13 protein-coding genes are annotated in these 15,633 nt (G+C 39.0%); 8 read left to right on the top strand and 5 right to left on the bottom strand.

All coding sequences use genetic code 11. The features are described from left to right. Window positions 1-35: 35 nt before the first annotated feature. Window positions 36-1,157 carry a GTP cyclohydrolase gene (locus tag ACEQ81_RS10805; protein WP_411030903.1) on the bottom strand — a complete coding sequence of 374 codons (1,122 nt, stop codon included), beginning with the start codon at window positions 1,155-1,157 and terminating at the stop codon, window positions 36-38. Between the two features lie 91 nt (window positions 1,158-1,248). Further along, on the bottom strand, window positions 1,249-2,322 hold the full coding sequence (locus tag ACEQ81_RS10800; RefSeq protein WP_411030902.1) for a transporter: 1,074 nt from the start codon (window positions 2,320-2,322) through the stop codon (window positions 1,249-1,251). A 105-nt stretch (window positions 2,323-2,427) separates the two neighbouring features. Here ACEQ81_RS10800 and ACEQ81_RS10795 point away from each other — a divergent pair, with 105 nt between their 5' ends. Genes ACEQ81_RS10795 through ACEQ81_RS10780 form a run of 4 tightly spaced genes read left to right on the top strand, consistent with a single transcriptional unit; the run spans window position 2,428 to window position 7,888 of the window. Then, window positions 2,428-2,691, top strand: a complete 264-nt coding sequence (locus tag ACEQ81_RS10795) for a DUF4834 domain-containing protein (protein ID WP_411030901.1) — start codon at window positions 2,428-2,430, stop codon at window positions 2,689-2,691. A 39-nt stretch (window positions 2,692-2,730) separates the two neighbouring features. Continuing rightward, window positions 2,731-5,163 (top strand): YfhO family protein, encoded by a 2,433-nt coding sequence (locus ACEQ81_RS10790; RefSeq protein WP_411030900.1) that lies wholly within the window; start codon window positions 2,731-2,733, stop codon window positions 5,161-5,163. After that, complete coding sequence (locus ACEQ81_RS10785) at window positions 5,163-6,443, top strand: glycosyltransferase family 4 protein (RefSeq protein ID WP_411030899.1); 1,281 nt, start codon at window positions 5,163-5,165, stop codon at window positions 6,441-6,443. The genes ACEQ81_RS10790 and ACEQ81_RS10785 overlap by 1 nt, the downstream gene beginning before the upstream one ends. Next, window positions 6,434-7,888 carry a lipopolysaccharide biosynthesis protein gene (locus tag ACEQ81_RS10780; RefSeq protein ID WP_411030898.1) on the top strand — a complete coding sequence of 485 codons (1,455 nt, stop codon included), beginning with the start codon at window positions 6,434-6,436 and terminating at the stop codon, window positions 7,886-7,888. The genes ACEQ81_RS10785 and ACEQ81_RS10780 overlap by 10 nt, the downstream gene beginning before the upstream one ends. Window positions 7,889-7,947: 59 nt before the next feature. Here the strand turns inward: ACEQ81_RS10780 and ACEQ81_RS10775 are convergent, their stop codons facing one another. Together ACEQ81_RS10775 and uvrA are read right to left on the bottom strand one after the other, a co-directional pair. Continuing rightward, the gene (locus ACEQ81_RS10775; RefSeq protein WP_411030897.1) at window positions 7,948-9,207 is read right to left on the bottom strand and encodes a hypothetical protein; all 1,260 of its coding nucleotides are present in this window, start codon (window positions 9,205-9,207) and stop codon (window positions 7,948-7,950) included. A 202-nt stretch (window positions 9,208-9,409) separates the two neighbouring features. Beyond that, window positions 9,410-12,205, bottom strand: coding sequence for an excinuclease ABC subunit UvrA (uvrA, locus tag ACEQ81_RS10770; RefSeq protein WP_411031043.1), 2,796 nt, complete (start codon window positions 12,203-12,205; stop codon window positions 9,410-9,412). Window positions 12,206-12,453: 248 nt separating this feature from the next. On the opposite strand from uvrA, the gene ACEQ81_RS10765 reads away from it, so the two are divergent. From ACEQ81_RS10765 to ACEQ81_RS10755, 3 genes are all read left to right on the top strand, one after another. Next, window positions 12,454-13,035: a sigma-70 family RNA polymerase sigma factor gene (locus tag ACEQ81_RS10765; RefSeq protein ID WP_411030896.1), complete on the top strand. Its 582-nt coding sequence runs from the start codon at window positions 12,454-12,456 to the stop codon at window positions 13,033-13,035. Between the two features lie 69 nt (window positions 13,036-13,104). Further along, window positions 13,105-13,248, top strand: a complete 144-nt coding sequence (locus tag ACEQ81_RS10760; RefSeq protein WP_411030895.1) for a hypothetical protein — start codon at window positions 13,105-13,107, stop codon at window positions 13,246-13,248. Window positions 13,249-13,648: 400 nt separating this feature from the next. Continuing rightward, window positions 13,649-14,230, top strand: a complete 582-nt coding sequence (locus tag ACEQ81_RS10755) for an RNA polymerase sigma factor (protein ID WP_411030894.1) — start codon at window positions 13,649-13,651, stop codon at window positions 14,228-14,230. A gap of 233 nt (window positions 14,231-14,463) precedes the next feature. Here ACEQ81_RS10755 and ACEQ81_RS10750 read toward each other — a convergent pair whose 3' ends face one another. After that, window positions 14,464-15,126: an endonuclease III domain-containing protein gene (locus ACEQ81_RS10750; RefSeq protein ID WP_411030893.1), complete on the bottom strand. Its 663-nt coding sequence runs from the start codon at window positions 15,124-15,126 to the stop codon at window positions 14,464-14,466. A 52-nt stretch (window positions 15,127-15,178) separates the two neighbouring features. Between ACEQ81_RS10750 and bcp the strand changes: the two genes are divergently transcribed. Beyond that, window positions 15,179-15,628: a thioredoxin-dependent thiol peroxidase gene (gene bcp / locus ACEQ81_RS10745; RefSeq protein WP_411030892.1), complete on the top strand. Its 450-nt coding sequence runs from the start codon at window positions 15,179-15,181 to the stop codon at window positions 15,626-15,628. The last annotated feature ends 5 nt before the right edge of the window (window positions 15,629-15,633 follow it).

Here is a 15,633-nt window from a genome sequence, read left to right as displayed (position 1 = left end):
AACTACCCAATGTGGGCCTTGGATGATTATCGAGGCTATTTTAAATCTTTTCTATAGGTTCTTCGTCGTTTATGGATAACGGGATCAAAATGTTTCCATATTTGGCGTATAGCGGTGTTTTCTTCCAATTCTGGCGTTCTTATACAGTTTTCTATACCTTTTGCCTTAAAAGTCTTATAATATTCATTAAAAATGATGGCGGTTACCCCTCTGTTTTGATATTCGGGATGAACCCCTATTAAATAAAAAATTACATCCTTACTTTTTTTCTTGGCTTGTAGCAGGTGATATACACCAAAAGGGAACAACTTGCCATTCGCTTTCTGCAATGCCCTGGAAAAAGATGGCATTACTATGGAAAAGGCAATAAGTTTATCTTCCTTATCTACTATGAACTTAATATATTCGGGATTTATAAAGCTGATGTACTTTTTCTTAAAGTATTCCTTTTGGATATCCGTAATGGGCACGAAAGAGGCCAAGGACGAATACGTTTCATTGAAAAGGTCAAACATTTTGTCGGCCATGGGAAGCACATCCTTCGTTTTTTCGAAATTGATTTCCCGCAGTCCGTAGCGCCTCTTTATCAATGACTGTATTTTAACGAACAATTCGGGTTTGGTATTGCTAAAGGGAAATTTGTTCTCTAAGTATTCTTTCTCCTTAACAAAGCCCAGGGTTTCAAAATGGTTTACGTAGTAGGGATGATTGTACCAGGTGATCATGGTCCCAATATGATCAAAACCCTCGGTAAGTACACCTACCTTGTCCAAATTGGAAAAACCTACCGGCCCTTCCATATAGTCTAGCCGATGCTGTACGCCTATTTCGGCCACTTTTTCTAGTAGGGCCTTGGAGACTTTTTGGTCGTCCTCAAAATCGAACCAACCAAAACGCATTTTTTTTATTCCTTGCTGATCTACTTCCAACCGATTTATGATGGCTACTACTCGGCCAACGATCTTATTGCCTTCGTAGGCTAGGAAGAACCATGCATCCGCATCTTTAAAAACCGGATTTTTAGATTTATCAAAGGTCTCTAACTCGTCTTTAATTATTGGAGGTACCCAATACGGAGAGCCTTTATATAGGGAAAAGGGAAATTTTACGAATTTTTTTAACTCAGCTTTGGTAGTGGCCTCTTCTATACGGATCATATACATTGTTTTCTGCTATCAATATTAATGATATTAATCAACAGAATAAAGCCTCAAAGTTAATTTTAAGTGATTTGTTTGGGGTAGGGTATCAAAAATCTATTACCCCATCATCTTTGCCTTTTTTCTTTTTTTTCAGTTTTCGCAACTGTTTTTTTGAAGGCCCAAGGTCAATATCCTCTGCACCACGGCCCTTATTTTTTTTCTTGGCCTTTTTCGCTGCCTTCTTTTCTTTTTTCATTGAGTTCTTCTTGATTGGGCCTCCGGCCCCGCCTTTCTGATCCTCAATTGCTATAGGATCGTCTTTGTGCATATCAAATCGATAGGAGAACCCAGAGGATACAAAGATCCGCGAGGGAGAATTTTTAAAATTGGCCCCTAAATTTAAATCTACCTGTAATTTTTCACTGATTAGGTGGGCAACACCGCTTCTTAGCAAAATATCGGAATAACGATCACTTTTTACACCCTGATTTTCAACAAAAACGCTCCATTTTGGATTCCTAAAGGCATGGGACAGCGATATAAGATAACTCCATTCTGGAAAGTCCGTGCCTATTCTGTCGTAGGCAATATTCGAAATCAACACAAATTTTGGCGTAAGCCTGCTCTGGGTAGCTACCATAACCCGAGGAGAGATCGTAGGATCACCAACATAAAACGGATTATCTCCCAACACTATATTGGCACCAGCGTAGACCGAAACGGCCGGAATAAGGTTTTTTAATTGAAAAAGATTATTGGCACGCCAGCTGTATAAATTTGGTTTGTTGGCCTCCGGATTTTTGAATGGGTCATAAACCAAAAATTTAAGTCCAATCCGGTTTCTGGAAAAATCGGTTCGGCTATCCTCGGTACCCAAATTGGTAAATGTAATGTTCTGGTTTTGAAAAGTACCCTCCCAGTTGAGTTCTAAAGCTTCGAAAAGAAGTCCGTACCGAAGTGAAAAATCGGCCCCCAATATATTCGATTCTGTGTTCAACTGGTTGTGATCTTGTTGTTCGTATAGCCCTCCAAATTCTATTTGAAATACATTTCTTCCAACGGCGTAGGCACTTACTGAAAGCCCTGGCCTGTTAGAATTTATGACATCGGTGTACTGGCAGAAGCCAAAAAAAGGGGCTGTAAAAAGGACAAGGATAAGAAGTTGCTTTATTTTTTTCATTTATCTACAATTACCGGTCTATTACTATTTTATTATTATTTTATGACTTTTGCTCATTTAATACAACGTTAGAATTGTACTTTTGATATAAATAGCTTTAAGAATATGGGTTTTTTGAAAACGGTTCTCATACTGCTGTTAGTATATTATCTGCTTAAAATACTGGCCAGGTGGTTTGCGCCAAAACTTTTTACTTATGCCGCTCGCAAGACGGAAGCACATTTTCGTGAAAAATTTGGAACCTTCAACGGTCCCGAACAAAACCAAGATGAGCAATTTGGTGATGTAATCATCAACAAAAAAAAACCGCCAAAATCGGGTTCCTCAGAAAAAGTTGGAGATTACATAGATTTTGAGGAAATTGACTAACTTTTAGTAAAGGGCCAACCATTTTTAAAATCAATATCCGTGAAGACCAACGTTAAAGCGTTATTTGTCCATTTTTTTGTTTTCGTTTTTTTTGTGGTAGTAGCTCTGGCCTATTTTCATCCGGTGCTTCAAGGGAAGGTTATTTCGCAGTCAGACATACAACAGTATACTGGCATGGCCAAGGAACAGAACGATTTTAGAAAACGTACTGCGGAAGAGCCTTATTGGACCAATGGCGCTTTTGGTGGCATGCCTACTTATCAGCTAGGTGCCAATTACCCTCATAATTACGTTAAAAAGTTGGATAGCGTAATCAGATTTCTTCCTAGACCCGCTGACTACCTCTTTCTATATTTCATAGGATTTTACATTTTATTATGCTGTTTAAAGGTAGATTACAAATTGGCAATTGTAGGGGCGTTGGCCTTTGGGTTTTCTACTTACATGATTATTATTCTTGGGGTTGGACATAACGCAAAAGCACATGCCTTGGGCTATTTGCCTATATTGTTGGGAGGAATACTTTTGGTGTTCAGAAAAAAATATATTTGGGGATTTATACTTACTGCACTGGCCATGGCATTGGAGGTAGGGGCCAACCATTATCAGATGACCTATTATTTTATGCTCCTGGTCGTAATTCTTGGATTATCGTATTTGGTAGGTGCAATTCGAAAAAAGAAACTAAAACATTTTTTTACCTCGGTTGGTATTTTGATCTTGGCAGTGGTCCTTGGTATTTCTGCAAATGCAACGGCCCTTATGGCCACCAAAGAATATGCTGATTGGAGTACCAGGGGAAAAACAGAATTGACCGTTAAGCCCGATGGGTCTCCAAGAGAGAATACGCAAGGTCTTGGCAAAGATTATATTACAGCTTATAGTTATGGGATATTGGAGTCATTGAATCTATTTGTCCCCAGACTCTTTGGTGGTGCCAGTGTAGAGGATTTGGGCGCTAACTCCAAAACCTATGACTATTTAACAGAACAAGGACTTTCCAAAAGCAAAGCCTTGGATTTTACCAGTGAGCTTCGCCTGTACTGGGGAGATCAACCTGGGGTATCAGGGCCCGCCTATATAGGGGCCATTATCTTCTTTTTGTTCGTTCTGGGGCTATTTTTGGTAAAAGGAAAATTTAAATGGTGGTTACTTGGTGGTACCATAATGTCACTGCTTTTGTCCTGGGGCAAAAATTTTGGATTGCTCACAGATTTTATGATTGATTATTTTCCGCTGTATAATAAGTTCAGGGCGGTTTCCTCCATACAGGTTATCTTGGAACTATGCGCTCCTATTTTGGCCATTTTGGCTTTAAAAAAACTTTTTGACTCCTCGGAAGAGTACAAAAGAAAGATGGTTGCACTAAAAACCAGTTTTTTTATTGTTGCTGGTCTGGGAGTGGCTTTGCTTCTCCTTAAGGGAACTTTTGATTTTGTGGGTCAGAGTGATGAAACCTTTAGGCAGTACTTTGGAGATGAAGTGGTGACCATGATTCAGCTCGACAGGGAAGCGGTTTATACCAGCGATACCCTGCGTTCCCTTGTCTTTGTGCTACTCACGGCTCTGGTATTATGGCTGTTCATTAAAAAAAGAATGAAAAGAAGTCTTGCCGTAACTGCTATTGGTGTGCTTGTTCTCATAGATTTGGTAGGTGTTGGCCTGCGTTATGTAAACGAAGATAATTTTGTTAGAAAACGCCAGATGGAAGCACCATTTCAGGAGACGGCCTTGGACAAACGTATATTGGAAGATACGGAAGTGTTTAGGGTTTACGATCCGTCCGAAGGTTTAAACGGTGCCAGAACCTCTTACTTTCATCAGTCCATTGGTGGGTACCATGCAGCCAAACCTGCCGGAATTATGGAGTTGTTCGATTTTCATGTGTATAAAAACAATATACGGGTGCTCAACATGCTAAATGTTAAGTACGTAATACAACAAGATGAAGAGGGCAGAAGCTATCCGGCGATAAACCCAAATGCCAATGGGAATGCATGGTTTATTGAAAAGCTGATTCCGGTGAAAAACGCTGATGAAGAAATTTTAGCTTTGGACAGTATAGACGTTAAAAACACTGCGGTGGTAAATACATCGGTGTTTCCAAACATTCAAAACTTCAATTTAACTAAAGATTCAACTGCGATAATTACTTTGGTAGATTATAAGCCCAACCATTTAACCTATACGGCCTCAAATACAAGGGACGGGGTGGCCGTGTTCTCGGAAATGTATTACCCCCATGGTTGGAATGCCTATATTGATGGAGAGGCACAGTCTTCCTTTAAGGTGAATTATGTGCTTAGAGCGTTAAAAGTACCTTCTGGGGATCACAATATAGAGTTTAAGTTTGAGCCCAAAGTTGTTAAGACAGGAAGTAAGATTAGCTTAGCAAGTTCCGTATTGCTTATATTACTTAGCTTGGGCGGGGCAGGTTTTTCGATCTGGCGTTCCAGGAAAAAGAAAACGTAATGCAAAAGGCACTCATTATCTGCTATTATTGGCCTCCGGCTGGCGGACCAGGGGTGCAACGCTGGCTTAAGTTTGTAAAATATTTGAGGGATTTTGATATAGAACCGGTGATCTATGTGCCGGAAAACCCCAATTATCCCATTTTAGACAAAACACTGGAAAAAGAGATCCCTGCACAACTAAACGTTTATAAGCACAAGATTTTTGAACCGTATGGGATTTCCAAGCTTTTTTGGAAAGGAGAGACAAAACAGATAAGCAGGGGAATTATTAAGGCAAAAAACCAATCGCTTTCCGAGAAGGCGTTGCTTTGGATACGCGGAAATCTTTTTATCCCTGATGCCCGAAAATATTGGGTAAAACCGTCGGTAGAGTTTTTGTCGGGCATTATACAAAAAGAAGGGATTAAAACGATAATTACCACGGGGCCACCACATAGTGTACACCTTATTGGCCTAAATCTTAAAAACAAGTTCGATATTAAATGGCTAGCAGATTTTCGTGATCCGTGGACATCCATTGGTTATCACAAAAAGCTCAGGCTTACCGCAATCGCACATAAAAAGCATAAAAAACTAGAGCGCTTTGTATTGAATACTGCGGACAAAATTTTGGTGACCAGTAATACTACAAAAAAAGAGTTTACGGCATTAACGGATAAACCCATTGTTACTATTACCAATGGACATGATTTGGATGTGAACGAAGTTGTTTCGTTGGACGATAAATTTACACTCTCCCACATTGGTTCCCTACTTACGGGAAGAAATCCTAAAAACCTATGGAAGGTTCTGGCAGAGCTGGTACAAAGTAATGAATCTTTTAGGGCTTCGTTTCAGTTAAAGTTGGTCGGTGTTGTTAGTACGGATGTTTTGGACACCATTTATAACCATGGTTTAAAGGAATATGTAACCTTAGTGGATTACCTTACACATGATGAGGCAATAAGATTTTTGCGAAAATCACAGGTGCTATTGCTTGTCGAAATTAATTCTGAAGAAACAAAAGGTATAATCCCTGGGAAGCTATTTGAATATATGGCCGTTGGTAGACCTATTCTAGGAGTAGGACCACAAGATTGGGAAGCGGCGCGTATTATTAAGGAAAGTAATTGCGGCGCTGCGTTTGACTATACCGAGGATTCTGAACTCAAAACCTTACTTTTGAAATGGTTCGCTACCTATACGGCGGAAGAATTGACAATTGTCCCGAACGGGGTAGATCAATATAGTAGGAGGGAACTAACAAAGCAACTAGCAGCGGAACTGCAATGGGAATAGTCTTTAAACAAACGGCCAGCAATACCCTTATTACGTATTTGGGCTTTGGAATCGGTGCCATTAACACCCTTTTTCTCTATACCCGTTTTTTAACTGAAGAGTATTTTGGTCTGGTAGGGGTTATATTGTCTACCTCAACCATTCTAATGCCGATATTGGCCTTTGGCGTTCCCAATACCATGGTTAAATATTATAGTAGCTTTCGGAATACCGAAGACACCGAAGGATTTCTTACCCTTATGCTATTGCTGCCATTGCTTTTCATCATTCCAATTAGCGCTATTGCATATTTCACCTATGATGTTGTCGGAAGTCTTTTATCCAATAAAAATGCTATTGTAAAGGATTATGTTTGGCATATTGTACTGATTGGGCTGGCCATGGCCTATTTCGAGGTTTTTTATGCCTGGGCCAAAGTACAGATGAAATCCGTTTTTGGCAATTTTATGAAAGAGGTCTTCGTAAGGCTTGGAGTTACTGTCTTATTAATAATTCTTTATTTAGACTTTATTACGGTCACCACCTTCCTAAAGGCCTTGGTAGCGTTATATTTGTTGCGTACCATAATCATGAAATTGTATGCTTACTCGCTAAAGCGGCCTAGATTACATTTTAAGTTCCCAAAAAATACATCAACAATTTTAAAGTATAGTTTTCTCATCATCATTGGTGGTTCAACAGCCGTAGTGTTATTGGAGATAGATCGGTTTATGATAAATCAATTTATAAAAATTGAAAACGTGGCATACTATAGTGTGGCTATTTTTATTGCCACGGTAATTAGCGTTCCGGCAAGGGCCATGCATCAAATTACCTACCCACTTACCGCCCAGATTCTCAATGAAAAGGACATGCATGCCCTGAAACAGCTTTATCAAAAAAGTTCTTTGACCTTGTTCCTAATGTCTGGATTGATCTTTACTCTTATCGTATTAAACCTTAATGATCTATATGCCCTTTTACCGGAAACGTATAGTGGAGGCCTGATTGTTGTTGTTTTAATAGGGCTTGCCAAAGTTTTCGATGCCCTATTGGGTAATAATAATTCTATTCTATACAATTCGGATCATTACCGATGGGTGTTGCTAATGGGCGTTTTTCTGGCGCTCCTTACCATAGGGTTAAATCTGTGGCTTATTCCCGTATACGGCCTAAACGGAGCGGCCTTAGCCACCTTTTTGGCCATAGGTATCTATAATATGGCTAAGTTCTTTTATGTAAGATCCAAATTCGGTATTCAACCTTTGACCTTAGCAACATTTAAGGTAGTATGTCTTTTATTGTTGGTGGGCATCTTGTTTTACATTGTCCCTTTTACTTTTCACCCCGTTTTAAACATCCTACTAAAAAGCACGGCTTTGGTGATTATCTATTTTTGGGTTTTATTAAGGTTCAATATATCCGATGATGTACATAGAATGCTATTAAAATTTTTAAAACGATAAACCCCGTAGGAACGAATTCGCTACGGGGCTTAAACAACTAACCAACCTAAAAACTGTCTTTATTGCTTTTTAGAACGACTTCTAGTGCTTACGCTTCTGGTACTTCTAGAAGGGGCTTTGCTTACCGTTCTTCTGGTTGTAGTTCTTTTGGAAACATTGTTTCCTTTAGAGCTTCTGTTACCAGACCGGCTTGCGACCGTCCTTTGCGTTCTTGTTGTACTGCTTCTTACCTTGTTGCCCGTATTTCTACTCTGCGGCTTTCTATAGGTATTGGTAGTACTTTTTACTGTTCTATTGTTTGACCTACTTTGAGGTTTTCTATACGTTTTGGTACTTCTTGTAACGGTTCTGCTCCTTGGCGTTGTTTTTACCTCTCGCTTAGTCACCGTTCTATTTGCTGCCGGTCTTGTGCTGCGAGCGTCCCCTTTACGTATGGAAGTACTCCTAGAAACTGTACCACGGCGGTCTGAAACACTTCTATCTACCGATCGTTGACTTCTTGTGGCAGACCTACGCGCCGAACTACGCTCTAAGGTTCTACCGTTTCTTACTGCATTGTTGCGCTGGGCAACGCTTCTAGAATTCCTTAGGCCATCGTTTCTTCTATGACCTCTATCGCGCACGGCTACACGTCTGTCATTTCTATATATTTTATCCCTTCTGTTATGATTTCTGTTGTAATCATAACGGTGACCAACTTTGGCATATGCACGCCTGGTGTTATACCTATAAGGTCTATAGTACGTATAGCGTATTGGTGTATAGTACCTTCTATAGGGCCTATTGTACACTAAACAAAGATTAACGGCCGGTCTGGCAAAATACCTGTGAAATGGCCTGTACACATAGTTTCTGTTATAGATATTGATATAACCTGTGTGGTGGCTATAATAACCTCTATTATTATAATAGGCGTATAAACCACCTACACGGTGTACTCTGTTGTTTCTGTACCAAACGTTGATATCACCAATTTGCGACACCCTTCCGTAGTAATCATAATAGATAGGAACGTTCTCTACCTGAATTACAGCTCCATAATCATCATATTGGGTATAGGGGCTATAATCGAAACCCGAATTAAAGGTGATGTTGGTATTTCTAAAATTGACGCTGGCGCCAAAATTTGATCTATTGTCTATGTAAAAATCGAACTCGCCATCCGGATATACTGAAAACGTAATGCCGTTCTCAACAAAAATGAAAGAGTTGTTGTAACCATAAGCATTGCGCATTGCAACCTTATCTTCAGCTGTAACGGCCAAGGCACTAGAAGTGCTTAAGATCAGAGCCGCAAAAAGGAGTGTTAAATTTCTCATGATATAAGGTTTTAAATTTCCGAATGCAACTATTTACATTCGATAACTATATACCAAACAGCGTGCCAGAAATTTAATTAATTTGTAATATATTGACTGTCAGCTAATTATAAATTTGTATTAGCTCTCGACTTTATTTTTAGTAAAAAACAATAGCAGTTGCCATAAAAAGAGATACCCCAAAAGTGGGTTTTTGGAATACTTAGAGAATTACGGGTGGCGCAATTTTTTCTCTCAAATATTTGGCGGTAATAGAGGTCTCTTCTTGTATAATTTCTTCCGGAGTACCCATGGCCAATAACTGTCCTCCGTTTTCACCACCTTCTGGACCCAAATCTATAATATAGTCGGCACATTTGATCAACTCAATATTATGTTCGATGACAACAATGGAATGGCCCCTTAAGATTAGGGCTTCGAAGGATTTCAACAGCTTTTTTATATCATGAAAATGCAAACCGGTTGTAGGTTCGTCAAAAATAAACAACGCTTTTTCCTTGGTACTGCCCTTAACAAGGAACGACGCCAGTTTAATACGTTGTGCTTCCCCTCCCGAAAGGGTAGAGGAGGACTGCCCTAGCGTTACATAACCCAAGCCTACATCCTGTAGGGGTTTTAATTTGCCCATAATTTTGGGCTGTTGGTACTTTTCAAAGAATTGGATGGCATCGTCAATGGTCATATTTAGGATGTCGTCAATATTCGCATCTTCAAATTTCACTTCCAACACTTCTTTTTTAAAGCGTTTGCCATTACAGACGTCGCACTGCAAATGTACATCGGCCATAAACTGCATCTCTACAGTAATCTCGCCCTCACCCTTACATTTCTCACACCGTCCACCATCAACATTAAAAGAGAAATGTTTGGCTTGGTAGGCACGTAGCTTACTCAATTTCTGGGAAGAAAATAAGGCCCTAATATCATCATAGGCCTTAATATAGGTTACGGGGTTAGAACGGGAAGACCTGCCTATAGGGTTTTGGTCTACGAACTCTACATGCTTTATGGATTGGTAGTTACCAGCTACCGATGTAAACTGGCCCGCCTTTTCTCCGTACCCGCCAACTTCTTTCAATATTATGGGGTATAGCAGCTTTTTCACCAAAGTACTTTTTCCACTACCGGAAACACCGGTGATTACGGTGAGCACGTTTAAGGGAAAGGTTACATCTATATTTTTGAGATTGTTCTCCCTGGCTCCTTTTATTTCGATATGATTTTTAAAGACCCTTCTCGGCTGGGGTATTTCAATCGTTTTGGTACCGTTGAGATAATGCGCGGTAAGGGAGGTAGACTGCAATATCTGTTTGAAGGTACCGTGTGCCACAACTTCACCTCCATGGGTGCCCGCTTCGGGGCCTATATCTATTACTTCATCGGCAGCCTTCATAATATCCTCATCGTGCTCTACTACAATAACCGTATTACCAAGATCGCGGAGCGATTTTAGTACGGAAATTAAATTTTCTGTATCCTTGGGATGCAGCCCAATGCTGGGTTCATCCAAAATATACATAGACCCTACAAGACTACTGCCCAAAGAGGTTGCCAAATTTATGCGCTGGCTCTCCCCACCAGAAAGTGTATTGGATTTTCTGTTTAGGGTAAGGTAACTTAGGCCTACCTTGCTTAAAAACCCTAATCTGCTATTGATCTCCTTCAACAGGCGATCGGCAATTTGTCCGTCGTGCTGGTTCAATTCAATGTTTTCAAAAAATGCTACCAACCGCGCAATAGGCAGCTCTACAAGTTCTGAAATGGATTTTCCATCTATTTTTACATAGTCGGTCTCTTTTCTTAACCGTCTGCCTTTACATGAGTTGCATTTAGTCTTTCCACGATATCTAGAGAGCATAACCCTATTCTGGATCTTATAGCTTTTTTCTTCCAACATCTTAAAAAAGCTAGTGATACCTTTAAAATGCTTATTGCCGTCCCAAACCAGTTGTCTTTGAGCTTCTGATAACTCAAACCACGGTTTGTGGATGGGAAAGTCAAAGGTATATGCGGCATTTACCAGTTGATCCCTATACCACCCCATACTTTCTCCCCGCCAGGGAAATATTGCATTATCATAGACAGATAGTGAGGTATTGGGAATCACCAAATCTTCGTCTATGCCAATAACATCGCCATATCCTTCGCATTTGGGACAGGCCCCGTAGGGATTGTTAAAACTGAACAAATGTACATTGGGTTCTAGGAATTTCATCCCGTCCAACTCAAATCTATTGCTAAAGGGTACTTGCTTGCCATTAGTCAGTTCTTCAATGATACAATTACCCTTTCCTTCAAAGAAAGCTGTATCTATAGCATTGGCCAGTCGGTTGTAGAAATCTTCATTGTCTTGTGTTATTATACGGTCTATTACTAAATGAAACGACCTATCCATTTCCGTAATTGAATCGTTGATCCGTATAACTTCGCCCTTATATTTTATTCTTGCATAGCCTTGCTTGGCGAACATTTGTAGGGATTTAATAGGATCCCTGTCTTCTTTAATGTTAATAGGCGCCAATAGTAAAAGTTTGGCTCCTTCATCAAACTTCTTTATGTGGTCTATAACATCGCTGACAACATGTTTTTTAACCTCTCTCCCGGATACAGGTGATACGGTTCTGCCAATACGGGCATACAAGAGTTTAAGATAGTCATAGATTTCAGTAGAAGTACCTACCGTTGATCTGGGGTTGGTAGAATTTACCTTTTGCTCAATGGCAATGGCCGGGGCAATACCCTTTATATAATCTACCTTTGGTTTGTGCAATTTCCCCAAAAACTGTCTGGCATAGGACGATAGACTTTCTACATACCGTCTTTGCCCCTCCGCATATAGGGTGTCGAAGGCCAAACTAGATTTCCCTGAACCCGAAAGTCCGGTAATAACCACCAATTTATTCCGGGGAATTACAACATCTATATTTTTAAGATTGTGCAATTTGGCCCCTTTGATAATAATGTTCTCCTTTGGATTTACATCCGCTACTGACACCATGTTCTTCATTAAGTTGGCAAAGATACAATATGTACATTTTAATTGCCAGCGTCACTGTAATATCGATGCAAAATAGGATTGGGAAAACACATTTTTTTTTCGACCTATAATTTTTTTTCTATATTTGAATTCTAATAAAACGTTAATACGCCTATACGAGAACAATTACTTTTTTAAGATTAGACGAGTAACCTTAAGCCCTTTACCCCTGAAGGGGCCCCTAATTTTAACCGAAAAAAGTAATTGGTATGGAACCACACATTAGCGATTCATTCTTGATAAGAGAATACATGAGCGGGGAAGAAAGAGCCCTGGAAATTCTTATCAAAAGACACAATCAACGCATTACCCGTTTTATTTATTCCAAAGTTATGGACCGTGAAATTACGGAAGATATCTTTCAGGACACCTTTATTAAAGTAATAAGGACACTTAAAAAAGGATCTTATAGTGAAGAGGGCAAATTTTTACCCTGGGTTATGCGTATAGCGCATAACCTTATCATAGACCATTTTAGGAAGACCAAAAGATTACCAAAGTTTGAGGGTAGCGATGATTTCAACATCTTTTCCGTTATAGGGGACGAAAAGTTGAATGCAGAAAAGCAAATAATAAAGGATCAAATAGACGTAGATCTTAGATATCTTATAGAAGAACTTCCTGGAGACCAACGCGAAGTACTGTTTATGCGTATATATAAGGACATGAGTTTTAAAGAAATCTCCGAAAATACGGGGGTTAGCATTAACACGGCTTTAGGTAGAATGCGTTATGCCCTTATAAACCTCAGAAAGATAATTGATAAGAATAATATCGTTTTAACGAATTAATCGGGCCTAGGTCTAGTAGAATCACTATTTCCATCTTAGTTGCGTTATTTTATCATAACAATCTAAGATATGGAAAAAAGTTACCCTGAAAACGTTGAAACATGTGAACTTGTTAAGGCCAGTCCGGAAACGGTTCAGTTTTTATTGAATTATTCCAAATCCCTTAAAATAGTGGATTACGAAGGAATGAAATTTGAAAGTAATATAAACTGAGTATGTTTAACCACTAACAACGCATTACAATAAAAAACAGTGAAGCCGCCAAATATTTGGCGGCTTCACTGTTTTATTACCCGCATATCGTACCAAAATGGAAGTATTTACTATTACCATTATTATAAATAAGGGTTTTAAGCATTTCTAAAATTGGCTTTCGGTAAACTACATTTTCATCAATTTATTGTATAAAAAATAAAAAACCATCGTTTGACATCAGAAATAGGGTGTTTTACAACAATGTTTTTTCCCACCGTAGTGTTTTATATAGTTTTAGGTCATAATTAAAAATTGAACGCCTATCTAGTTCGATAATAACAAAGACGACAACTAAAATGAGTTTAGCTCAGATCAACAAAGTAAATACCCTAATCTTAACCAAAAAAAACTAATTTGTATGGAACTACAGATTGACGACTCGGTACTAGTAAAAGAATACATCAGCGGTGACGAAAAAGCACTGGAGATACTTATCAATAGACATAATCAGCGTATCAGTAGCTTTATATATTCCAAGGTTATGGATCGGGATATTACCGAAGATATTTTTCAGGATACCTTTATTAAAGTAATCAACACCCTTAAAAAGGGTACCTACAGTGAAGAGGGTAAATTTTTGCCCTGGGTAATGCGTATTTCGCATAACCTTATTATTGATCACTTTAGAAAGACCAAAAGAATGCCAAAATTTGAAGGTAATGACGACTTCAATATTTTTTCGGTCATTGGCGATGAAAAATTGAATGCCGAAAAACAAATTATCAAAAACCAGATCGATAGTGACCTTAAGTATTTGATTGAAGAACTTCCGGACGACCAGAAGGAAGTGTTACTTATGCGTATCTATAGGGATATGAGTTTTAAAGAAATTTCCGAGAATACCGGTGTAAGTATTAATACTGCCCTGGGAAGAATGCGTTATGCACTGATTAACCTGCGGAAAATAATAGAAAAGAACAACATTATCCTAACAAATTAAATACCGATAAGTACCTTGTAACAATATTTCTATTTTAGTTGCGTTATCCTTGTATAACAATACTATTAATATGGAAAAAATTTACACTAAGGTACGGAACACTTGTAAACTTACTTCCGCTTGTCCAGAAACGATCAGATTTTTACTGGATTATTCGAAATCACTTCAAATAGTTGATTATCAAGGAATTAAGTTTGAAAACAATTTAAACTGAAACATCTAAAGGCTCGTTTTTAACGGGCCTTTTTTGTTTTTCTGTAGTTCTCTAAAACCTTTTTTCTCCCTATAGTTCTGGTAATGATGTCTTTCTGCAAATCCCAGCCCCTAGCTGGCGAATATTCCCGACCGTACCAAATAATCTGAAGATGCAGTTCGTTCCAAAGCTCCTTTGGAAAAAGTCTTTTGGCATCTTTCTCGGTCTGTACTACATTTTTTCCGTTGGTAAAACCCCATCTATACATTAAACGGTGAATATGCGTATCCACAGGAAATGCAGGAATACCGAAGGCCTGGGAAACTACCACACTGGCCGTTTTATGTCCTACACCCGGAAATTCCTCCAACAAACTTATATCCGATGGTACTACACCGTCATATTTCTCGATAAGAATTTTTGATAACCCATAAATCCCTTTAGACTTCATAGGAGATAGCCCCACAGGCTTTATTATCTCCCTAATCTGTGCTACGGACAGCTTCACCATATCATAAGGATTATCTGCCTTTGCAAACAATATGGGGGTTATTTTGTTTACGCGCACATCGGTACTTTGGGCAGAAAGCAATACGGCGATCAATAAGGTATATGGGTCTTTGTGATCCAAAGGAACCGGTATTGTTGGGTATATTTCCTGTAGCGTATTTATAGTAAATTGAACCTTTTCGGCTTTCGTCATTTTTGCGTAGTTTTATCAAAAAAAGAAACACGAATTTAATTAAAAATTGACTATGAACACATTAGGAGTAGGAGATAAAGTACCCAGTTTTTCTGTTAATGATCAGGATGGTAATGTTATAAACCTATCGGACTACAAAGGCAAAAAGCTCATCGTTTTTTTCTATCCCAGGGCAAATACTCCAGGATGTACGTTGGAAGCTTGCAATTTAAGGGACAACTATGCAGAATTACAGGCCCAGGGATACCACCTTTTGGGCGTAAGTGCGGATTCTGAGAAAAAACAGTTCAATTTTAAAAAGAAATTTAATTTTCCTTTTCCCTTATTGGCAGATACCGACCACAAGGTCATTGATGCCTTTGGGGTTTGGGGATTAAAAAAGTTTATGGGAAGGGAATTTGATGGTATTCATAGAAAAACCTTTGTAATAGACGGGAGCGGGGTAGTTGTTAAGGTCATAGACAAGGTAAAGACCAGAGACCACGCCGCCCAACTACTTTAATTGAG

It is taken from the genome of Spongiimicrobium sp. 3-5 (assembly GCF_046557915.1).
In the GTDB taxonomy this organism is placed as follows: domain Bacteria; phylum Bacteroidota; class Bacteroidia; order Flavobacteriales; family Flavobacteriaceae; genus JBHEBG01.
The sequence above is the reverse complement of the archived record's forward strand: the minus strand, read 5'-3'. Positions and strand labels throughout refer to the sequence as shown.